Origin of the sequence: Aestuariivirga litoralis, assembly GCF_015714715.1 — a bacterium.
Lineage (GTDB): Bacteria > Pseudomonadota > Alphaproteobacteria > Rhizobiales > Aestuariivirgaceae > Aestuariivirga > Aestuariivirga litoralis_A.
In genome coordinates, this window is the sequence record NZ_WAHS01000001.1 from 2,072,768 (window position 1) to 2,092,259 (window position 19,492).

22 protein-coding genes and 1 other RNA gene are annotated in these 19,492 nt (G+C 59.0%); 15 read left to right on the top strand and 8 right to left on the bottom strand.

Annotated features, from left to right (window positions below):
- Nucleotide 1 precedes the first annotated feature (1 nt).
- On the bottom strand, nt 2–628 hold the full coding sequence (locus F8B91_RS10500; protein WP_196503645.1) for a MarC family protein: 627 nt from the start codon (nt 626–628) through the stop codon (nt 2–4).
- Nucleotides 629–639: 11 nt separating this feature from the next.
- Nucleotides 640–2,169 carry a trimethylamine methyltransferase family protein gene (locus tag F8B91_RS10505; protein WP_196503646.1) on the bottom strand — a complete coding sequence of 510 codons (1,530 nt, stop codon included), beginning with the start codon at nt 2,167–2,169 and terminating at the stop codon, nt 640–642.
- A gap of 246 nt (nt 2,170–2,415) precedes the next feature.
- Between F8B91_RS10505 and F8B91_RS10510 the strand changes: the two genes are divergently transcribed.
- On the top strand, nt 2,416–3,996 hold the full coding sequence (locus tag F8B91_RS10510; RefSeq protein WP_246715020.1) for an amino acid permease: 1,581 nt from the start codon (nt 2,416–2,418) through the stop codon (nt 3,994–3,996).
- 46 nt (nt 3,997–4,042) lie between these two features.
- Here F8B91_RS10510 and F8B91_RS10515 read toward each other — a convergent pair whose 3' ends face one another.
- Together F8B91_RS10515 and F8B91_RS10520 are read right to left on the bottom strand one after the other, a co-directional pair.
- Nucleotides 4,043–4,903, bottom strand: a complete 861-nt coding sequence (locus F8B91_RS10515) for a DUF817 domain-containing protein (RefSeq protein WP_196503647.1) — start codon at nt 4,901–4,903, stop codon at nt 4,043–4,045.
- A 41-nt stretch (nt 4,904–4,944) separates the two neighbouring features.
- Nucleotides 4,945–5,685: a 3-keto-5-aminohexanoate cleavage protein gene (locus tag F8B91_RS10520; RefSeq protein WP_196503648.1), complete on the bottom strand. Its 741-nt coding sequence runs from the start codon at nt 5,683–5,685 to the stop codon at nt 4,945–4,947.
- Between the two features lie 341 nt (nt 5,686–6,026).
- Between F8B91_RS10520 and F8B91_RS10525 the strand changes: the two genes are divergently transcribed.
- From F8B91_RS10525 to dapE, 8 genes are all read left to right on the top strand, one after another.
- On the top strand, nt 6,027–7,163 hold the full coding sequence (locus F8B91_RS10525; protein WP_196503649.1) for a type III PLP-dependent enzyme: 1,137 nt from the start codon (nt 6,027–6,029) through the stop codon (nt 7,161–7,163).
- A gap of 73 nt (nt 7,164–7,236) precedes the next feature.
- Nucleotides 7,237–7,767 (top strand): GNAT family N-acetyltransferase, encoded by a 531-nt coding sequence (locus F8B91_RS10530; RefSeq protein ID WP_196503650.1) that lies wholly within the window; start codon nt 7,237–7,239, stop codon nt 7,765–7,767.
- 90 nt (nt 7,768–7,857) lie between these two features.
- Nucleotides 7,858–8,754, top strand: a complete 897-nt coding sequence (gene argB / locus F8B91_RS10535) for an acetylglutamate kinase (protein WP_196503651.1) — start codon at nt 7,858–7,860, stop codon at nt 8,752–8,754.
- Nucleotides 8,751–9,398: a pyrimidine 5'-nucleotidase gene (locus F8B91_RS10540; RefSeq protein ID WP_196503652.1), complete on the top strand. Its 648-nt coding sequence runs from the start codon at nt 8,751–8,753 to the stop codon at nt 9,396–9,398. Before argB ends, F8B91_RS10540 begins: the two co-directional genes overlap by 4 nt.
- Nucleotides 9,395–10,231, top strand: a complete 837-nt coding sequence (gene dapD / locus F8B91_RS10545; protein ID WP_196503653.1) for a 2,3,4,5-tetrahydropyridine-2,6-dicarboxylate N-succinyltransferase — start codon at nt 9,395–9,397, stop codon at nt 10,229–10,231. The genes F8B91_RS10540 and dapD overlap by 4 nt, the downstream gene beginning before the upstream one ends.
- A gap of 13 nt (nt 10,232–10,244) precedes the next feature.
- Entirely contained in the window at nt 10,245–10,655 is a 411-nt protein-coding gene (locus tag F8B91_RS10550; RefSeq protein WP_196503654.1) for a DUF805 domain-containing protein, read from the top strand.
- Between the two features lie 67 nt (nt 10,656–10,722).
- Nucleotides 10,723–11,118: a DUF805 domain-containing protein gene (locus F8B91_RS10555; RefSeq protein WP_196503655.1), complete on the top strand. Its 396-nt coding sequence runs from the start codon at nt 10,723–10,725 to the stop codon at nt 11,116–11,118.
- 86 nt (nt 11,119–11,204) lie between these two features.
- A complete protein-coding gene (gene dapE / locus F8B91_RS10560; RefSeq protein WP_196503656.1) occupies nt 11,205–12,368 on the top strand; it encodes a succinyl-diaminopimelate desuccinylase in 1,164 nt (387 codons plus the stop codon).
- On the opposite strand, the gene F8B91_RS10565 is transcribed toward dapE, so the two are convergent.
- From F8B91_RS10565 to def, 4 genes are read right to left on the bottom strand one after another with little or no spacing between them, the layout of a single operon-like run.
- Entirely contained in the window at nt 12,359–13,288 is a 930-nt protein-coding gene (locus F8B91_RS10565; RefSeq protein WP_196503657.1) for a hypothetical protein, read from the bottom strand. The two genes, dapE and F8B91_RS10565, sit on opposite strands and share 10 nt — an antisense overlap.
- Nucleotides 13,289–13,312: 24 nt before the next feature.
- Entirely contained in the window at nt 13,313–14,050 is a 738-nt protein-coding gene (gene truA, locus F8B91_RS10570) for a tRNA pseudouridine(38-40) synthase TruA (RefSeq protein ID WP_196503658.1), read from the bottom strand.
- Nucleotides 14,050–14,955 (bottom strand): methionyl-tRNA formyltransferase, encoded by a 906-nt coding sequence (gene fmt, locus F8B91_RS10575; protein WP_196503659.1) that lies wholly within the window; start codon nt 14,953–14,955, stop codon nt 14,050–14,052. Before fmt ends, truA begins: the two co-directional genes overlap by 1 nt.
- Before the next feature lie 10 nt (nt 14,956–14,965).
- Nucleotides 14,966–15,484: a peptide deformylase gene (gene def, locus F8B91_RS10580; protein ID WP_196503970.1), complete on the bottom strand. Its 519-nt coding sequence runs from the start codon at nt 15,482–15,484 to the stop codon at nt 14,966–14,968.
- Nucleotides 15,485–15,607: 123 nt separating this feature from the next.
- On the opposite strand from def, the gene F8B91_RS10585 reads away from it, so the two are divergent.
- The 6 genes from F8B91_RS10585 to recR all read left to right on the top strand — a co-directional run bounded on the left by F8B91_RS10585 (nt 15,608) and on the right by recR (nt 19,469).
- Complete coding sequence (locus F8B91_RS10585) at nt 15,608–16,120, top strand: DUF2239 family protein (protein WP_196503660.1); 513 nt, start codon at nt 15,608–15,610, stop codon at nt 16,118–16,120.
- Nucleotides 16,117–16,626, top strand: a complete 510-nt coding sequence (locus tag F8B91_RS10590) for an ester cyclase (protein WP_196503661.1) — start codon at nt 16,117–16,119, stop codon at nt 16,624–16,626. Before F8B91_RS10585 ends, F8B91_RS10590 begins: the two co-directional genes overlap by 4 nt.
- Before the next feature lie 79 nt (nt 16,627–16,705).
- Nucleotides 16,706–16,801: signal recognition particle sRNA small type (ffs, locus tag F8B91_RS10595), an RNA gene on the top strand.
- A gap of 75 nt (nt 16,802–16,876) precedes the next feature.
- On the top strand, nt 16,877–18,556 hold the full coding sequence (locus F8B91_RS10600) for a DNA polymerase III subunit gamma/tau (protein ID WP_196503662.1): 1,680 nt from the start codon (nt 16,877–16,879) through the stop codon (nt 18,554–18,556).
- Nucleotides 18,540–18,863, top strand: a complete 324-nt coding sequence (locus tag F8B91_RS10605; RefSeq protein WP_196503663.1) for a YbaB/EbfC family nucleoid-associated protein — start codon at nt 18,540–18,542, stop codon at nt 18,861–18,863. Before F8B91_RS10600 ends, F8B91_RS10605 begins: the two co-directional genes overlap by 17 nt.
- A 3-nt stretch (nt 18,864–18,866) precedes the next feature.
- Complete coding sequence (recR, locus tag F8B91_RS10610) at nt 18,867–19,469, top strand: recombination mediator RecR (protein WP_196503664.1); 603 nt, start codon at nt 18,867–18,869, stop codon at nt 19,467–19,469.
- The last annotated feature ends 23 nt before the right edge of the window (nt 19,470–19,492 follow it).

Below are 19,492 nucleotides of genomic sequence, written 5' to 3' on the forward strand. Positions count from 1 at the left end.
GTTAAGCCTGGATCAGCAGCGTGACGCCATCGATCACGAATTGCACCGCAAGAGCAGCGAGGATGATGCCGAGCAGGCGGCTGATCACGGCGCGGCCTGTCACACCCAAGAGCATGGAGATGCGTTCTGCTGCGCGAAAAGAAAGATAGCAGGCGAACATCACCAGCCCTGCCAGTGCGTAAAGTGCCCCGAGCTTGGTGATGTCACCCTCGGCACGGCCGGCCAGCAGGATCATGGCGGTGATGGCACCGGGGCCGGCCAGCAGCGGAATGGCCAGCGGGAAGGCGGAGATGTTGCGCACATGGTCGATGCTGATCGCCTTGGTGGCAATGTCTTGCTGGCGCTGGCCGCGGCGGTCAAACACCATTTCAGCGGCAGACGACAAAAGCAACAGCCCACCCGCAATGCGGAATGCCGAGAGCGAGATGCCGAGTATAGAGAGAAGCTTGGCACCGCCCAGCCCGGCACCCAACAGAATGAAGAAAGCAATCACCGTACCGCGCAGAGCCACTTCGGCACGTTGCTCGCGGTTGAGATTATGAGTGAGGCCGAGAAAGAGGGCTGACAGGAAAATCGGATCAGCGATCACCAGCAAGGTGGCAAGGGCGGATGAGATATAGTCCTGCATGGCGGCTTCCCTCAGCTCACGTTGTCGGGAAGTTCGCGCTCGCGGCGCTTGACGAATTCATCCAGCGCCTGTGCCATGCCTTCATCCATCGGCGGCTTCTGGTAGGCGGCCAAGGCGGCGCGGGCCTTGTCGCGGCCACGCTCGTCATGGGTTTTGGCACCTTCGGCGTTCCACTGCTCATAGGAGTTGAAATCCATGATGGTGGGCATGAAGAAAGCTTTTTCAAAATGCTCCAGCGTGTGGGCCGTGCCGAGGAAGTGACCAGCGGGGCCTACTTCGCGCACCGCGTCCATGGCCTCCTTGAAGTCATCAAATTTCAATCCGCCGGCATATTTGTACCAGCCGGACAACTGCTCACAGTCGGTCATGAATTTGGAATAGCCGCAAACCAGCCCCGCTTCGAGCCAGCCCGCCACATGCCAGATGTAATTGGCACCCGAAAGAATGGCAGCATGCATCAGCATATTGGCTTCGTAGCCCGCTTGTGCGTCATTCACTTTCGATCCGACATGGAAGCCCGACGTGCGCCAGGGCAGATTGTATTTGCGGGCGAGCTGTCCCATCACGAACATCATCTGGGCTGCTTCCGGCGTGCCGCCCATCGGGGCACCGGTTTTCATATCCACCGTGACCATGAACTGGCCGTAAATCACCGGGGCACCCTTGCGCACCAATTGGGTGAAGGCCACGCCCGCCAATGCTTCGGCATTGACCTGTGCCACAGCACCAATGGATGAGGCCGAAGTGGAAGCCCCGCACAAAGCGAAGGGAGCGGCGATGATTGGCTGGTTGTTGCTGGCATAGACGCGCATGGCATCCAGCATCGTCTGGTCCCAGACCAGCGGCGAATTGCAATTGGTGATCGAGACGACGACGGTGTTGTCCTTCACGAAGTCGTCGCCATGGACGATGCCCGCCATTTTCATCACGTCTTCGGCGCGCTCTTTCGAGGTGACGATGCCCATGAACGGTTTGTCGGTGTAAGTGAGCGCCGACTTAATGATATGCAGATGGCGCTTGGGCACCGGGATTTCCATCGGCTCGCAAATGATCGAGCTGGCCGAATGCAGCTGCGGCGCCATCTGCGCCAGCTTGTGAAAGTTCTGCAGGTCGTCCAGCGACCCGTAACGCCGCTTGCCATCAAGGTCACGCACATAAGGCGCACCATACATCGGCACGAAAACGGTATTCTTGCCGCCGATCTTGACGGTGCGTTCGGCATTGCGCGCATGCAAAGTGAATTCAGGCGGTGCAGATGAAATCAGCTCCATCAGCAGGCCACGGTCAATCTTCACCAGCGTGCCCTGAACATCGGCACCAGCGGCCTTCCACATGGCGGGGGCCTGGTCGTCGCGGAATTCGCAGCCCACCTCTTCGAGGATTTTGAGCGATTCCTCATGGATCAGCTCGACGGCCTCGGCAGGCAGCAGCTCATAGGTAGGGATTTCGCGCACCAAAGTGGGAAGTTGCACCATGGGGGCACCACGCATGGCACGCCGGCCTTCACGGCCCCCCGGCCTCTTGGTCTTTTCGTCAGTCATCAGGAACTCCTGGCTACCCGGTGTATCAGGTCCGCTAGCGCGGGCAAGCGCCAGCGCTTGGCCAAATCGGCAATGTTGCGTTGCAAACTGGTCTTATGAACTGCCGGGAATCGACGTTGACTGTAACGTGAACTACGAGTCATCATGCCGGCAGGGGATTCCAAAGCTGGGTGTCAATTCCAGCGGGGACTTTTTCAGTGCAACAACAGCAGGCCGTTCTCCCTGGAACGCGCCGGGGAGAGCCTTATGGCCAATACAAATATGACCGAGGACGAAAAAGTCCTTCATCAAATGGGCTATGCCCAGGAATTGACGCGCCGCATGGGCGCGTTCCAGAACTTCGCTATTTCCTTCGCCATCATCTGCATCGTCGCAGGCGGCATCACATCGTTCCCGGTGGCCTTGAGCTCCGGCGGCGGTGGCGCCATTGGCATCACCTGGGTCGTCGGCTCTGCCTTCGCCCTCGTCGTGGCTGCGGCCATGGGCCAGATCGCTTCATCCTACCCGACCGCCGGCGGCATCTATCACTGGTCGTCGATTTTCGGCAGCAAGGGTTATGGCTGGGCTGCGGCCTGGTTCAACCTGCTGGGCCTGATCTTCGTGGTCTCGTCAGTCAATATGGGCGTGTTCCTCCTGTTCCGTGATCTGTTCCTGGCGCAAGTCGTCGGCATGGACACGACGGCATGGGTGTCAACCGGTGAACTCAGCCAGGGCTGGTGGATCCAGTCGGCCTTCATCGCCGGCATCACCATCGCTCAAGCCATCATCAATCATTACTTCCTGCGTTTGACGACGATCCTGACTGACTGGTCGGGCTATATCATCATGACCACGGCTCTCGTTCTGACCGCCGCCATGCTGATCTGGGCTCCGAGCCATGATTTCAGCCGCCTGTTCAAATTCGGCAACTTCACCGGCCCTGCTGGTGGCGATGTCTGGCCGGCAGCGACCATGGGCATGTATGTGTTCGCGTTGAGCTTCCTGCATGTGGTATACACGATCACCGGCTTTGACGCTTCGGCTCACACCTCGGAAGAAACCCGTGACGCGCAGAAGGAAGTGCCCAAGGGCATGATCCGCTCGGTGTGGTACTCGTTCCTGTTCGGCTACATCATGGTCTGCTCCTTCGTTCTGGCTTTGCCGGACGGCAAGGACGCATCCGGCAACATGGTTGACGGTGTGACCGCTGGTGCAGCCCAGGGCTGGAACGCCTTCAACTGGCTGATCGCACAAGTGCCGATGCCTTCGTTCCTGCGTTCGCTGATCATCATTGGCATCGTGGTTTCGAACTTCCTCTGCGCCCTTGCCGGCCTCACCTCCACCTCGCGCATGATGTATGCCTTCGCGCGTGATGGCGGCCTGCCGGGTTCCAAGACGCTCAGCAAGGTCAACCCCAAGCTCAGCACCCCCGGTGCTGCGATCTGGGCTGGTGGTGTGCTTTCAGTGCTGGCAACGCTTTACGGCGGCGCCTTCCTGATCCTGTCCACCGGTTGCGCCGTGTTCCTTTATCTCTCCTACCTGATGCCGATTGCGGCCGCGATGCGCGCCGAAATCGCCGGCAACTGGAAGAACAAGGGACCGTTCAACCTCAAGGGTGCTTCGCTCCTCGTCGGTGCGCTGGCCGTTGTGGGTTGTGCCGTGCTGATCTTCGCTGGCGTGCAACCGCCGCAGGAAAAGGTGTTCTACCTGATCATCGGCATGATCGTGGTCATGCTGGTCGTGTGGTTCGCTGGTCTGCGCAACTCGTTCCAGGGCCCTCCGGTCGGCGACGAAATCAAGCGCCGCCAGGCTGCGATTGCCGCTGCCGAAAAGGCAATGGGCAAGTAAGCCTCATCAAATCGAAATCGAAAAGGCGGGCCATGTGCCCGCCTTTTTATTTGTATGCTGCGGGGAGTGTCCTGGGCTTGTGGATCAGGTTCACCAGCACGAAGGAAATGATCATCAGCAGATACCAGGAGCCGAATTTCTCCACCGAAACCATGCTCCACACGTGCCGCTGCTGCGGATAGAGCCAAACCTTCGACCAGGTGGCGAGGTTCTCTGCGATCCAGATGAACAACGCGACAAGGATGAAACCCAAAATCATCGGCATTTGGTGGCGGAAGCGGAAGACGCGGTAATGCACGTGGCAGCGCCAGAACAGCAAAGCCGACGCTGCGAAGAGGACGTAGCGGAAATCCCAGATGTAGTGATGGCTGAAGAAGTTGATGTAGACGGCAACTGCCAGCGCAGCGCAGCCCCAGAAGCGCGGATAGCCGGTATAGTAGAAATCAAAAATCCGCGTGGCGCGGGCGATGTATGAACCCACAGCGGCATACATAAAGCCGGAGAACATCGGCACACCGCCAATGTGGAAGAGGCTGGCTTCCGGATAGGCCCAGGAGCCGTGGGCAGTTTTGAAAACCTCCATCACTGTGCCCACAATGTGGAAGGCCAAGATAACCAACGCCTCGGCAGGCTGTTCCAGCTTCAAGACGAGCATCAGGATTTGAATCAGCAGCGCCGCGCCGAACAGGAAATCGTAGCGCGTGATGGCCGCATGTTCCGGCCAGACGAAACCAGTGATCAGCACGAGGCCGAGAAACAATCCACCAAAGAGGCAGGCCCAAGCTTGCTTCAAACCAAAGACGAGGAACTCGACCAGCTTGCCGGAAAGCCCGCTGTCCGGCAGTTGCAACAGCAAGCGGCGCGCGGCGGCATCGATCAGTTCTTCAACGGAGGTCAGGCGAGTCATATGCGGCGGCTAGGTTGCCGGGCCGTGTGGCTGAATTTGGGCTAGCCTAATTCGACCTGCTTGCGGTCCTTGTGGCGATAGATCGCAACTGCTTCAGCAACCAGCGCGGCATTGTGGGTGGCCTCGGTGCCATCCGGCAGCAACTTGCCATCCTCCAAGCCCACACGGGTCGAGAAACCGCGCGCGCAGGCTTCATCGACGAAGGGCCAGACGGTGGCATCAAATCCATGCAGCAGGATCGATTTGCGTAAGGGCCCGGCGTCAAGGACTGCTTCAGTGGCGCGGCAGACTTGAATAGCTTCTTCCAAATTCTGTTCGCCGATCTCGATCAGGAAACGTAAAATCTTGTGGGCTTGTGGATAGGCGAGCAGAAGCTTCGCATCAGCTGCGCTGGCCAGACCCGCTTCGATGCCCACGCCTTTTTCCAGCAGCAGATCCATCACCGCGAAGGCATCAGGTTCCGACAGGTTGACGGAGGCATAGTCCGGCACATCAGTCCACGCCGCGATCAAGGCGCGCGTGGCGGCCACGTCGTTCTCGATCCAGGCACCGGTGGAAACGCCGAACAGCGTGCCGGGGCAGGCTTTGCGCAACAAGGCGGTGGTGGCGCTCACCGCTGCGAGACTTTCGCGGTCGGGCGCGCTGCGCGGGTGAAGATGAATCTCGCTGGCACCTGCTGCAAGGCAGGCCTGCACATCGCGCAGCATGGCCTCTGCGGTGAGTGGAAGATGTGCGTGAAACTCTTGTGGCCGGGCGCCATTGATACAAGCTTGGATGATCATGATTTCCTCCGTGCCAACGTTAACGTCTCGTTAGTAAAAAATATCCGCGCTGGCCAAAATAATTCTTGAAAATGACACACGACTCCATCATATGCGCCCTGTCCAAAGTCGCACGTGCCGCAAGGTCTCCCCAAAGCAACGACGGTGATGGTTTTTTGGTCTTCGTCTGGTGTCCAAAGCCGGGAACTCTGAGAGACAACACTTTCCTTGCCCCAAGCGCGATTGGGAACTCCCGATCAAGTTAAGGCGAAACAGTCAGTCTGCTGGCATGAGCCGTGTTTCCATCGCACGTCCATGAAAGCGGAAAGGCTGGAGCATCATTTCTTTTGGGAATTATGACAATGGCCGCTACCCAACGCATCAAAGATTTCCTCCGAAGCGAAAAGCCGGAAGGCCCGTGCCTGATCGTTGACTTGAAAGTCATCGAAGACAATTTCCGCGCCTTTGACAGCGCGATGCCCGGCACGCGTATTTTCTACGCCGTGAAGGCAAACCCTGCTCCCGAAATCCTCAAGCTGCTGAACAGCATGGGCTCGTGCTTTGACACCGCCTCGGTTGAAGAGATCAAGATGGCCCTGGCCGCTGGCGCCACGCCGGACCGCGTCTCCTTCGGCAACACCATCAAGAAGCAGCGCGACATTGCCACCGCACACATGCTGGGCATTTCGCTGTTCGCCGTCGACTCGGTTGAAGAAGTCGAAAAGGTGGCCGCTGCCGCTCCAGGTGCAAAAGTGTTCTGCCGCATCCTCACCGACGGTGCTGGTGCTGAATGGCCGCTGTCGCGCAAGTTCGGCTGCGATCCGGCGATGGCATCAGACGTGCTGCTGGCTGCCCACAAGCTGGGTCTCACTGCATACGGCGTGTCGTTCCATGTCGGCTCGCAGCAGACCCGTTTGGGCGCCTGGGATACCGCTCTTGGTGAAGCCAAGGCGATCTTCGACACCATGCTTCAGCATGGCATCACGCTTCAGATGGTCAATCTGGGCGGCGGCTTCCCGACCAAATATCTCAAGTCGGTTCCCGGCACGCGCTCTTACGCCGATGCGATCCATGAAGGGCTTGCCAAGCATTTCGGCAATGCCATTCCGGAAACCATCATCGAGCCGGGCCGCGGCATGGTCGGCAATGCCGGCGTGATCAAGTCGGAAGTGGTGCTGATCTCGAAGAAGCACGCCAATGACAATGTGCGCTGGGTCTATCTCGACATCGGCAAGTTTGGCGGCCTGGCTGAAACCATGGACGAAGCGATCCGCTATCCGATCGTGACCGACAAGGACGATGCTGAAAAGGGCCTGTGCGTCATTGCCGGACCGACCTGCGATTCGGCTGACGTGCTGTATGAGAAGGTGCCTTATCCGCTGCCGCTTACTTTGAGCGTGGGCGATGAGGTGCTGATCGAAGCCACCGGCGCCTACACCACCACCTATTCGGCGGTGGCGTTCAACGGCTTCCCGCCGCTCAAGGCCTACGTCATCTAATCCACTCACGCGGCAGACCCCGGCTTAGGGCCGGGGCGAAGCCATGGCTCAACTCATGTTTGGGAGACTTTCAATGGTCGCCATTCGTGCTGAAATTTCATCTGACATTCCCGCCCGCGAGGCCCTTCTGAACAAGGGTTTCGGTGGTGCTGCCAAGCGCCTGCGCAAGACGTCTGAAAAGCTGCGCCGCGAGCGCCTGCCGGCTGAAGGCCTGGCCTTCACCGCTGTCACCGCGCGCGGCCGCGTGGTGGGCACTGTGCGCCTGTGGAACATCATTGCCGGTTCAGCTGGGCCTGCCCTTCTGCTTGGCCCGCTCGCCGTCGATGACAGCTTCCGAGGGAAGGGCCTGGGATCGGCTTTGATGGTGCATGCCTTGAAAGCTGCGCGCGATCTGGGCCATGCCTCGGTGATTCTGGTGGGTGATGAAGCCTATTACCAGCGCTTCGGCTTTTCGGCCGAGCACACCAAAGGCCTGCATCTGCCCGGCCCGGTGGAACGCGAGCGTTTCCTGGGGCTGGAGTTGGAAGAAGAGGCTCTGGACGATGCCGAAGGCCTGATTGCGGCTTCGGGCCGGATGGTCGAAGGCGAGCGCAAAGCTGCCTAAGGTAAAGTGTCCTCTCGCCGCAGACGGGAGAGGACAGACCTTCCCTCCGCCACAATTTCCCCTATAAGGGCCGGAAATTCCGAGGCTCACATGTCTGACTTTGATACGTCCGAAACCGCCCGCATCCTGTCTGAAGCTCTGCCTTTTTTGCAGCTTTATGATGACCAGGTGATTGTGGTGAAGTTCGGCGGGCATGCGATGGTGGACGAGAAACTCGCCCTGCAATTTGCTCGCGATATGGTGATGCTGAAAGTCTGCGGGCTGAACCCTGTGGTGGTGCATGGCGGCGGGCCGCAGATCAACCGCATGCTGGACAAGCTGGCAGTGAAGCCGGAATTCCGCGAGGGCCTGCGCGTCACTGACGATGCCACGATGGAAATCGTGGAAATGGTGCTCTCCGGCTCGATCAACAAATCAATCGTCGCGTCGATCCAGCAGGCTGGCGGCCGCGCTGTCGGCATTTCCGGCAAGGACGGCAATCTGCTGATCGCCGAACGCTATACCAAGGAAAAGAAAGATCCGGCCACCGGCGCCATCACGCGCGTTGATTTCGGCCAGGTAGGCGAGCCGTCGCGCGTCAATACCGAGATCATCCACACGATCATGAAGAGCGATGCGATCCCGGTGATCGCTCCCGTGGGCATTGGCTGGGATGGCGGCACCTACAATGTGAATGCCGATACGGCGGCGGGGGCGATTGCGTCTGCACTGAGCGCCAAGCGTCTCTTGATGCTCACCGATGTGGCCGGCGTTCTCGACAAGCAGAAGCAGCTGATCCGAGAATTGCGACTTGCTGATGTGCAAGGCCTGATTGATGACGGCACGATCACCGCCGGCATGATCCCCAAGATCGAAAGTGCCGCTGACGTGGTGAAATCCGGCGTCGAAGGTGTGATTATCCTCGATGGCCGCGTGCCGCATTCGGTGCTGCTGGAATTGCTCACGCCGCATGGTGTCGGCACCCGCGTTTCTCGCGATGGCGCATGAGCAAGCTGGCTCACATCGATACGTGGATCTTTGATCTCGACAACACGCTCTATCCGCCATCCTGCAAATTGTTCGACCAGATCGCAGAGCGGATGAATGAATATATCATCGCCAATATGGGGCTTTCGCGCGAAGCGGCGATCAAGCTGCGCCATGTCTATTTCAAGAAATACGGCACCACTTTGCGCGGCCTGATGCTGGAACATGGCTGGGAGCCGACGCCCTATCTCGAATATGTGCATGAGATTGATTATGACGCGGTGAAGTTTCATCCCGGCCTCAAGGCTGCGATTGAAAACCTGCCGGGCCGCAAGCTGGTGTTCACTGCGGGCACGCGCGCCCATGCGCGCAATGTGCTGAAGAATCTCGACTGCTCTGATACCTTCGAGGATATTTTCGACATTCATGATGCGGGCTTTATTCCGAAGCCGAGCGCCGAGCCTTATGAGCTGTTCCTCACCCGCCACGGCATTACGCCGGAGCGATCGATCTTCTTTGAAGACATCGTGGAGAACCTCATCGTGCCGCGCGCCATGGGGATGAAAACCGTTCTGGTGGGCCGCCAAGATGAGGCTTTACTGCCCGCCCATGTTGACTATGTTACCGCCGATCTTGCAGAATTTCTCAACGGAGCCCTGAAATGAACAACGCCCAGACCATCATCGAGCAAGCCTGGGAAGGCCGTGACAAGGTCAATCTGGAGACCAAGGGCGATGTGCGTGATGCGGTGGAATTCGCACTGGGCCAGCTCGACGCTGGCCGCCTGCGCGTGGCTTCGAAAGAGGGCAGCGAGTGGGTTGTGCATCAATGGCTGAAGAAGGCCGTGCTGCTGTCGTTCCGTTTGAACGACATGGAACTGATCAAGGGCGGCCCCGGCCAGAGCACTTGGTGGGACAAGGTGCCATCCAAGTTTGAAGGCTGGACCGAGAAGGAATTCAAGGCCGGCGGCTTCCGCGCCGTGCCGAATGCGGTGGTGCGCCGCTCGGCCTATATTGCGCCAGGTGCGATCCTGATGCCGTCCTTCGTCAATCTGGGTGCCTATGTCGATACGGCTACGATGGTCGATACCTGGGTGACGGTGGGCTCCTGTGCGCAGATCGGCAAGAATGTGCATCTCTCAGGCGGCGTTGGCATTGGCGGCGTGCTGGAACCGATGCAGGCTGGCCCCACGATTATTGAAGACAATTGCTTTATCGGCGCGCGCTCGGAAGTGGTCGAAGGTGTTGTTGTCGGTGAAGGCTCAGTCATTTCGATGGGCGTGTTCATCGGCCAATCCACCAAGATCGTCGACCGGACTACCGGCGAAGTTCACATGGGCAAAGTGCCGCCCTATTCCGTCGTCGTTTCCGGCTCGCTGCCGCAGAAGCCATTTGCAGATGGCTCGCCATCGCCTTCGCTCTATTGCGCGGTGATCGTGAAGCGTGTGGATGAAAAGACCCGCAGCAAGACCTCGATCAATGAATTGCTGCGTGACTGATCTCTGATCGCCAATGGATTATCTCAATCATCTCTTTTTCAGCCTGAAAGGGCGCTTGCCCCGGTCCGGTTTCTGGGTTGGCAGCATTGCCATTCTGGTGATGGAAACCCTGCTGGCGCTTTACCTGGCGCAGATGTTTGAAATTCCGATCATGGATATGGGCAAGCCCGGCCTGACGGATGAGCAGTTCATCGCAATCTACGACAAGGTGGCCACGCTGGGCCTTCTGGTCAATGTGATATTCCTTTGGCCGTGGATCGCGGTGATCGGCAAGCGAGCTCATGACCGCAACAAATCGGCCTGGTGGGTGCTGCTGACCTATGTGCCCATCGTCGGCAATATCTGGTCGCTGGTGGAATTGGGGCTGGTGCGCGGTACCTCCGGCGTTAACCGCTTTGGCAACGATCCGTTTACCAAACCTTAACCCCCTGTCATCTTTCCCAAGTTTTGTTATAAGGGCCCGTCGGGGTTTCAACAAAAAGGGAAAAATTATGGATTGGAAATATCTGCTCACCAGCTTTTCGGGGCGCGTAAATCGCAAGCCTTATTGGCTCGCTGCCATTGCCGTCGGTATCGTCGGCTCGGTTCTTGTCTGGATTCTCATGGCCCTATTCGGCACCATGACCGTATCGACAGATCCTGCCGTGCCGCCGATGATGGGCTTCTCGCCGATCGGCTGGGTCCTTGCTGCCATCGTCTATATCGCCTTGATCTGGGCCAGCCTGGCTTTGGCCATCAAGCGCCTGCATGACCGCAACCGTTCCGGCTGGTTCTACCTGCTGATGCTGGTGCCGCTGGTGAACATCTGGGTTGCTATCGAAATCCTGTTCCTCAAGGGCACTGCCGGACCCAATCGCTTCGGCGAAGACCCGCTGGCTGGCCAGTAACAGTTAAACTCAACTGGGGTGCCAAGGCGTTGTCCGGCACCCCAGTATAGGATTGAGCGCCCGCGTGGCGGCGCTATACTCATGCCATGCCCACATCAAAGCCTGCCACCACCATCCTGCAAGATCTGATCCGCTGCCGTTCGGTCACACCGGATGAAGGTGGTGCGTTGTCTTATCTGGAAAAGCTGTTGGGTGATGCCGGCTTTGCCTGCCACCGTCTCACTTTCAAAGCGGAAGGCACGCCGGATGTGGAGAATCTTTTTGCCCGCTTCGGCACGGCACAGCCACATCTCTGCTTCGCCGGCCACACCGATGTTGTGCCGCCCGGTGATGAGAGCAAGTGGGCGCATCCGCCCTTCGCCGCCGAAATTGCCGATGGGAAGATCTTCGGGCGTGGCGCTACCGACATGAAGGGCTCGATCGCTGCCTTTGCCGCCGCAGCGCTTGATCATGTGGCGCAGAAGGGTGTGAAGCCCGGCAGCATTTCATTTCTGATCACCGGCGATGAAGAAGGCCCCGCCATCAACGGCACGGTGAAAGTACTGCAATGGATGAAGGAGAACGGCCACATCCCAGATCATTGCATCGTCGGTGAGCCGTCCTGCGTGGACAGACTGGGCGACACGATTAAGATCGGGCGGCGCGGCTCTTTGAGTTTGGTTGTCACAGTCGATGGCCGCCAAGGCCACGCAGCCTATCCGCACAAGGCAGATAACCCGGTGCCAAAGCTGGCGCGCTTCATTGATCGCATTGGAGGCCTCGCGCTGGACAAGGGCAATGAACATTTCGACCCTTCCACTCTCGCAGTGACCACTTTTGACGTGGGCAACAAGGCGACCAACGTAATTCCTGCGCAGGCGGTAGCGAAATTCAATATCCGCTATTCGCCGGAATTGAATGCTGCAGCCCTCAATGCCCTCATTCAGGGCGAAGCCGACAAGGTGAAGGTGGAGTTGGGCGGCACATGGACTATTGAGGCGCATGAAGGGGCAGATGCCTTCATCACGCGGCCCGGCGCTTTTGTGGGCCTGGTGCAGGATGCCATTGCCGATGAGACCGGGCTGGTGCCCAAGCTTTCAACATCGGGCGGCACATCGGATGCGCGCTTTGTGAAAGACTATTGCCCGGTGTTGGAATTCGGCCCCACCAATGCGACCATCCACCAGACCGATGAGCATATCGACATTGAAGAGCTCAAGGCCCTGTCACGCATCTATGCGCGGGTGATCGAGAAATATTTTCAAGCCTGAGCATTCCGTGCAGTGAACCTGGCATAGGCTTCGGTGAACAAAGTGCCGAAGAACCAGATGAGCGGCACCTGCAGCAGCATGGCGATGATCTGAACCGGCATGATGCTTTTGAAAATGTCAGTCATGAAATGCGGCGGCGGGCTGCTCTGCCCCTGCATCGCCATGATCTGCGACCAGATGGGCCAGAGGAAGATCAGGCTGATCAACAGCAGCGGTATGGCCACCACGATGGAACAAGCCGCAAGCCGCAAAGGCAGGGCGAAGCTTTCACCCCTGGCCAGCGGCCAGAGCGTTGCAAAGAAATCCGGCGTCTTCCCCATCGCCACCGCAGGCAGGCCGACGGCGTAGCGGCAGGCGAAGACCATCAGCCCGAACATCAGCGCCACAACCACCATGATGATTGCCGGAATGAGAAAGAAGAGAAACGTCAAGTCACCCTCCTGAAAGGTCAAGGTGTTGGCCACTATCGCTGCGATGATAGCGGCCCCAATCCCAATCACCAGAGCAGCACCCATATAGACCAGCATGGTGAGCGCCGCGATGCCCAGCACATACAGGATCACCATCAGGATCGATTCAATCTCGCCCTTGCTGATGCCGAAGGTGGGGATTTGCGTTCCGGTCCGGAAGCGCACCACGCGCACAAACAGCCAGCACATTGAAAGCGCGCTGAGAAGGCCCGCCACTTGCAGCAATATGATGCTGCGGAACATGGAAAAGAAAATGGCGGGATCGGGCTTGTCGCCCTGCGCCACCATGGTTTCGATAAACTCAAAGAAGCCGAACATGCTTTTCAGCTGCAGGCCGGTCATGATCAGAAACAGGCCCGCAGGCATCAGGCTGATGCGGACGAGCTCGCGCGCGTGATCCATGACAAAGCGGAAGCTTGCATGGCTGGTGCCGGGCATTACTTTTTGCATGTGAAACTCCCCAATGGGGCGAGGCTAGTACAGCACTTCCACCAAATACAAGCCATCGGGTGGGCAGACAGGTCCGCAACGCGAACGGTCCTTCGCTTCCAGCGCGCGTTTGATTTCCAGCGGGTGCCATTTGCCCTGCCCTACGCGGACAAGACTGCCTACAATCGAGCGCACCTGGTGGTGCAGGAACGAACGCGCCTCGGCCCGGATTTCCACCATCTCATCGAAGCGCATCACATCCAGCCGCTCAAGCGTTTTCACCGGCGACGGCGATTGGCACTCGGCAGCGCGGAAGGTGGTGAAATCATGCTTGCCGATCAAATGCTGGGCACCTTCATGCATGGCATCGACATTCAGATCCATCGGCACATGCCAGACATTGTGCTTGTCCAGCGTCGGCGGCGCGCGGCGGTTGAGGATGCGGTAGAGATAGCGGCGCTTGATGGCGGAGAAACGCGCCTCGAAATCATCCGGCACTTGTTCAGCCGCAACCACGCTCACCGCGTGGGGCCGCACATTGCCATTGATGGCGTTGCACAGCACGAACGGGTCCCAGACTTTGGGTGAATCAAAATGCGCAATCTGCGCCAGTGCATGCACGCCCGTATCCGTGCGGCCCGCGCCATGCAGCGTGATGTGCTGGCCATGCAGCACTTCAATCGCGGCTTCCAATGCGCCTTGCACGGTGATCGATGCTGGCTGCGACTGCCAGCCGAGAAAACCAGTGCCGTCATATTCTATGGTGAGCTTGTAGCGCGGCATTACTGGGCCCTGGTGCCCACAGGTACGGAAAAGCCGCGCAGAAAAACATCGGCTTCCATTGGGCCTTTGCCTTCGCGCTGCAATTTCAGCACGCGGATGGCCCCCATGGCGCAGGCGAAAGTGAGCTTATCGTCAAGCAGCGTTCCGGATTCACCATTGCCTGCCACCACTTCAACATTCAGCAGCTTCAGCCGCGCGCCATCCAGCATGCACCAGGCACCGGGGAACGGCGAAAGCCCGTGGATGTGATTGCGCACCAGGGCGGCAGGTTTGTTGAAATCAATGCGCGCCTCGGCCTTTTCGATCTTCTTGGCGTAGGTCGCGCCATGCGTGGGTTGCGCCACGCCGGGGGCGGATGGATTTTCCAGCACCTCGACCATCAGCTTGGCACCCACGCTCGCCAACTCATCATGCAGGCTGGCCGCGGTGGTGTGCTCGGTGATGCGCACCGGCAGCATCCGCATCACGGGGCCAGTATCCAGCCCCTCTTCCATGCGCATGATGGCGACGCCGGTTTCTGCATCACCTTCCATGATGGCGCGCTGGATGGGGGCGGCCCCGCGCCAGCGCGGCAATTGCGATGCATGCACATTGAAACAGCCAAAGCGGGTGGCGTTCAGAATGAATTTCGGCAGAAGCAAACCATAGGCCACCACGACGGCGGCATCGGCCTTGAGATCGGCGAAGGCCTGCTGGTCTTCCTCGGCGCGCAGGTTTTTTGGCGTGCGGACTTCGATGCCCTGCGCCTTTGCATAGGCGTGGACCGGGGTTTCCTTCAGCTCCATGCCGCGTCCGGCGGGCCGGGGCGGCTGGGCATAGACACAAGAAATGTCGTGGCCTGCGGCGATAAGCGCTTTCAAAACGGTGACGGAAAAGTCCGGTGTTCCCATGAAAATCAGGCGCATGGTGCGGCGCTCACAGCTTGCCCAGCTTGTCGGCCTTCAAGAATTTCTTAAGCACGCGATCGCGCTTCAGCTTGGAAATGTAATCGATGAACAGAACACCATTCAGATGGTCGATCTCGTGCTGCAGGCACGTGGCCATCACGCCATTGGCGTGAATTTCATGCGGCTCGCCCTTGCGGTCGAGATAGCGTACTTTGACTTCGGACGGGCGCTCCACCATCTCGAAAAATTCCGGAATGGACAGGCAGCCCTCTTCATAGTCGCTGCGCGCCTCTGAAGACCATATGATCTCAGGATTGGCCAGAAACAGCGGCTTGGGGTCCTCACCCTCACGCGCCAGGTCAATCACCACCTGGCGGCGCGGCACGCCGATCTGGATGGCGGCCAGGCCAATGCCGGGCGCGTCATACATGGTGGAGAGCATGTCATCGAACAGCTTGCGCGCTTCTTCATCCACCGTTTTCAGCGGCACGGACTTCTGGCGCAGGATTTTTTCATCCGGCAGTTTGATGATCGGTTTGACGGCCATAGGCTTGAGATAGGCGAGCGAGGACAGAGGGTCAATTGCGACAGTGAGGTGCGTCAACGACTTCGCACTTATTTTTATCCGGGTGATATTGACAAGGCTATTTTACCCGGATATTAATTCGCCATGACCCAAGCTTTTTCCGCCTTTCACCACCACGCCCTTCTGGCCATCGGCACGCTCGAAGATGTTGCCCGCGCCTGCCGCAAAGCCGAACAAGAGGGGCTGCACGGCATCCTGATGTTCGACAATGAAACGGGCAAACAGACCGATGTGCCGCTGGAAAGCCCCATCGCAATGCCCGAACAGCCGCGCGGCCGAGGACGGCCGGCGCTGGGCGTAACAGCTCGCGAAGTAACGTTGCTGCCGCGCCACTGGGAATGGCTGGCCACCCAGCCGGGCGGCGCATCGACCACTTTGCGCAAGCTGGTAGAGGCCGCACGGCGCGACCCTAAAGCCGAAGCCAAGCGCAAGCAGGAGCGCGCCTATAATTTCCTGCGCGCCATTGCGGGCGATTTGCCGCTTTATGAGGAAACATTGCGCGCACTGTTCGCGGGCGATGTGGCCCGCGTCACGGAGCTGACTGCAGAGTGGCCAAAAGACCTGCGTGCCCACGCACTGGATCTGCTGCAATCATGACCAGCATCCGACAACGAAAGCTTGATGACTTCATTCGCCGCGTCTGGTCGGAAGGTGAGGTGGAAGCCTGCGATGACTATCTTGCGCGGCGCTATGCGATTGCGCATGATCCGGGTGATCCCTGGGATGGGCAAGTGCTGGATGTACCGCAGTTTCAGGAGCGGGTACGCAAGTCCCGTGCGCCCTTTCCGGATCAGCGTTTCTATATCCGTGAATGGTTTGAAAGCCGCGACGGGCTAATGATCAGCTGGGACTGGCTGGCCACCCACAAGGGTGACCTCACGGGCTTTCCAGCCAGCGGCAAGCGCCTCTCCATGTCGGGTGCCACGATCTATTACTTTGATGCGGATGACCGGATTTTCGGCCATTGGCAGATCGCCGACCGGCTGGGGGTTTACCAGCAACTGCAGAAGACTGAACCCGCCCGGCCGAAAAATGGCACCTATACGCGCGCTGGATTTCTGCTGCGAAAAAAGAGCACGTTGGCGAGTTACGGACTGATCTGAACCCCAAAATTGGGGAATTAACGGTTCCGGCGCCTGCCGCCTTGCTTTTGCCCCGCCGCCCGGCCATATACGGCCCCGGAAGGTTGGCCTGCGGACGTGACGCTCGCCAACCGGGTCAGGGCCGGAAGGCAGCAGCCCTAACGAGCCCGTTATGGGTTGCTCGTCCAGCCTTCCACTTCCTTCTCAACAGCATGCATCTTTCTCACCCCAAGTCTTTCAACTTGGATGCGCGATGGCTATGTTCCGGGCAATGACTGACTCTCCCACGCCATACCGCGTTCTGGCGCGCAAATACCGGCCGCAGGTCTTTGATGACCTGATCGGGCAGGAGGCGATGGTGCGCACGCTGGCCAACGCCTTTGCCACGGGCCGTATCGCACAGGCCTATATGCTCACCGGCCTGCGCGGCATCGGCAAGACCACGACGGCGCGGCTGATCGCGCGGGCGCTTAATTACCCTGCTGGCCCCGCGATGGACATGCCGGAGCTGACGGCACAATGCGAAGCCATTCTTGAATCACGTCATATGGATGTGATCGAGATGGACGCCGCGTCCAATACCGGCGTCGACAATATGCGCGAGATCATTGACTCGGTGCGCTATGCGCCGGTGCAGGCGCGCTACAAGGTCTATATCATCGACGAAGTGCACATGCTGTCGAAGAGCGCGTTCAACGCTCTGCTCAAGACGCTTGAAGAGCCCCCGCCGCATGTGAAATTCATTTTCGCCACCACCGAAATCCGGAAAGTGCCGGTTACCATTTTGTCGCGCTGCCAGCGTTTTGATTTGCGCCGGATGGATGCTACGACGCTGGTTGGCCACTATGGCAAAATCGCCAAGCTCGAAAATGTGGAAGCCGAAGATGAAGCACTGCGCCTGATCGCGCGGGCCGCTGAAGGTTCGGTGCGTGACGGCCTGTCGCTGTTGGATCAGGCGATTGCCTACGGCGATGGCAAGGTAAAGACGGCCGATGTGATGGTGATGCTGGGCCTGATGGATCGCGGCCAAGTGATCGATCTGTTTGAAGCCGTGATGGCGGGCGATGCCCCGTGCGCTTTGGCCGAGGCCGACAAGCAGTATCAAGCCGGCGGCGAACCGGTGACGATCCTCAATGACCTTGCCGACTTCGTGCATTGGGTCACGCGGTTGAAAGTCGTCCCGCAATCGGCTGCCGCTGATGGCGCGCGCACCGAAGATGAAAAAACGCGCGGTGCGGATTTCGCCAAGCGGCTTTCGATGCCGCATGTCACGCGCGTCTGGCAGATGCTGCTGAAGGGCATTTCCGAAACCGCACTTGCTGCGCAACCGATGCAGGCGGCGGAGATGGTGATCATCCGCCTCGCGCATGCGGCCAACCTGCCCTCTGGTGATGAGCTGTTGAAGCAGGTGCAGAGTGATCGTGCATCAGCACCGCGTGCGGCGCCGCCAGCTAACGCGCCGCAAGCCCCAATGGCGGAAGCACGGGTGACGGCGCAGATCCGTCCGCAATCCAACGAAGCGCAAGTGCCGCCCACCGTGATGCGCGGCCCAAGCGACTTTGCAGACATCGTGGCTCTCGCGGCGGAAAAGCGTGACATCAAGTTCAAGCACGATCTTGAGCGCTATGTGCGCCCGATCAGCGTGGCCGACGGGCGCATTGAGCTGGCGATGGAGCCCGGTGCCGATGCCACACTTTCCAACGAACTTTCACGCAAGCTGGAACAGTGGACGGGAAAGCGCTGGATCGTGGCCGTGTCGAAAGCGGGCGGTGAAGCGACGATCGCCCAGCAAAAGCGCGATGCTAAAGATACCAAATTCAAATGGGCGCATGAACAGCCGGATGTGCAGGCCATCCTGAAGGCGTTCCCCGGCGCCAAGGTTGAAGACGTAAAAGACCTCGACATATTGGACATCACGGAAGAGACGGAGACGGATGAAGAATCTCGCTGACATCATGAAATCGGCCGGCCAGATGCAGGCCAAGATGGCGGATATGCAAGCCAAACTGGAACAGCTGGTGGTCGAAGGCCAGTCCGGCGGCGGGCTGGTGAAAGTGAAAATGTCCGGCAAGTTCTCAGTCACGGCAGTGGAGATTGATCCTTCGCTGCTCAAGGATGGCGAGAAGGAAATTCTGGAAGACCTGCTGATGGCTGCATTGGCCGATGCCAAGGGCAAGGCGGAAACCATGGCTGCCGAACAGATGCAATCCCTGACCGCAGGCCTGCCGCTGCCACCCGGTTTCAAGCTGCCATTCTAAAAGATGAAGCGCCAGGCCGGGCCTGAAATTGAAAGATTGATCCAGCTACTGGCCAAGGTGCCGGGGCTTGGGCCGCGCTCGGCACGGCGCGCCGTGCTGCATCTGGTGAAAAACCGCGACAAGCTGCTGGGGCCGCTGACACTGGCGCTGAAAGACGCGCATGAGAAAGTGTCCGAATGCTCGGTCTGCGGCAATGTCGATACGCTTGACCCGTGCACGATCTGCATTGATGTGCGCCGCGACAAGACCACGCTTTGCGTGGTGGAAGAAGTGGGCGACCTCTGGGCGCTGGAACGCGCAGGCGCGTGGAACGGGCAGTATCATGTGCTAGGTGGCACGCTGTCAGCACTGGGTGGCATACGCCCGGAAGACCTTGATATTGATCGATTAGTGAGCCGTGTGGCGGAAGGCCAGATCAAGGAAGTGGTGCTGGCCAACAATGCTACAGTGGAAGGCCAGACCACCGCACATTACATCACCGAGCGGCTCAAGAAATTGGGTGTGGCCACCTCGCGGCTGGCGCATGGTGTGCCGGTGGGTGGCGAGCTGGACTATCTTGATGAAGGCACGCTGACGCAGGCGATGCGCGCGCGGCGGCCCTTCTAGATACAACGGCGAGCGCCTATATT

What these genes read in the sequence shown, in the direction of transcription:
- F8B91_RS10500 (WP_196503645.1), bottom strand. Translation starts at nt 628, where the DNA reads ATGCAGGACTATATCTCATCCGCCCTTGCCACCTTGCTGGTGATCGCT.
- F8B91_RS10505 (WP_196503646.1), bottom strand. Translation starts at nt 2,169, where the DNA reads ATGACTGACGAAAAGACCAAGAGGCCGGGGGGCCGTGAAGGCCGGCGT.
- F8B91_RS10510 (WP_246715020.1), top strand. Translation starts at nt 2,416, where the DNA reads ATGGCCAATACAAATATGACCGAGGACGAAAAAGTCCTTCATCAAATG.
- F8B91_RS10515 (WP_196503647.1), bottom strand. Translation starts at nt 4,903, where the DNA reads ATGACTCGCCTGACCTCCGTTGAAGAACTGATCGATGCCGCCGCGCGC.
- F8B91_RS10520 (WP_196503648.1), bottom strand. Translation starts at nt 5,685, where the DNA reads ATGATCATCCAAGCTTGTATCAATGGCGCCCGGCCACAAGAGTTTCAC.
- F8B91_RS10525 (WP_196503649.1), top strand. Translation starts at nt 6,027, where the DNA reads ATGGCCGCTACCCAACGCATCAAAGATTTCCTCCGAAGCGAAAAGCCG.
- F8B91_RS10530 (WP_196503650.1), top strand. Translation starts at nt 7,237, where the DNA reads ATGGTCGCCATTCGTGCTGAAATTTCATCTGACATTCCCGCCCGCGAG.
- argB (WP_196503651.1), top strand. Translation starts at nt 7,858, where the DNA reads ATGTCTGACTTTGATACGTCCGAAACCGCCCGCATCCTGTCTGAAGCT.
- F8B91_RS10540 (WP_196503652.1), top strand. Translation starts at nt 8,751, where the DNA reads ATGAGCAAGCTGGCTCACATCGATACGTGGATCTTTGATCTCGACAAC.
- dapD (WP_196503653.1), top strand. Translation starts at nt 9,395, where the DNA reads ATGAACAACGCCCAGACCATCATCGAGCAAGCCTGGGAAGGCCGTGAC.
- F8B91_RS10550 (WP_196503654.1), top strand. Translation starts at nt 10,245, where the DNA reads ATGGATTATCTCAATCATCTCTTTTTCAGCCTGAAAGGGCGCTTGCCC.
- F8B91_RS10555 (WP_196503655.1), top strand. Translation starts at nt 10,723, where the DNA reads ATGGATTGGAAATATCTGCTCACCAGCTTTTCGGGGCGCGTAAATCGC.
- dapE (WP_196503656.1), top strand. Translation starts at nt 11,205, where the DNA reads ATGCCCACATCAAAGCCTGCCACCACCATCCTGCAAGATCTGATCCGC.
- F8B91_RS10565 (WP_196503657.1), bottom strand. Translation starts at nt 13,288, where the DNA reads ATGCAAAAAGTAATGCCCGGCACCAGCCATGCAAGCTTCCGCTTTGTC.
- truA (WP_196503658.1), bottom strand. Translation starts at nt 14,050, where the DNA reads ATGCCGCGCTACAAGCTCACCATAGAATATGACGGCACTGGTTTTCTC.
- fmt (WP_196503659.1), bottom strand. Translation starts at nt 14,955, where the DNA reads ATGCGCCTGATTTTCATGGGAACACCGGACTTTTCCGTCACCGTTTTG.
- def (WP_196503970.1), bottom strand. Translation starts at nt 15,484, where the DNA reads ATGGCCGTCAAACCGATCATCAAACTGCCGGATGAAAAAATCCTGCGC.
- F8B91_RS10585 (WP_196503660.1), top strand. Translation starts at nt 15,608, where the DNA reads ATGACCCAAGCTTTTTCCGCCTTTCACCACCACGCCCTTCTGGCCATC.
- F8B91_RS10590 (WP_196503661.1), top strand. Translation starts at nt 16,117, where the DNA reads ATGACCAGCATCCGACAACGAAAGCTTGATGACTTCATTCGCCGCGTC.
- F8B91_RS10600 (WP_196503662.1), top strand. Translation starts at nt 16,877, where the DNA reads ATGACTGACTCTCCCACGCCATACCGCGTTCTGGCGCGCAAATACCGG.
- F8B91_RS10605 (WP_196503663.1), top strand. Translation starts at nt 18,540, where the DNA reads ATGAAGAATCTCGCTGACATCATGAAATCGGCCGGCCAGATGCAGGCC.
- recR (WP_196503664.1), top strand. Translation starts at nt 18,867, where the DNA reads ATGAAGCGCCAGGCCGGGCCTGAAATTGAAAGATTGATCCAGCTACTG.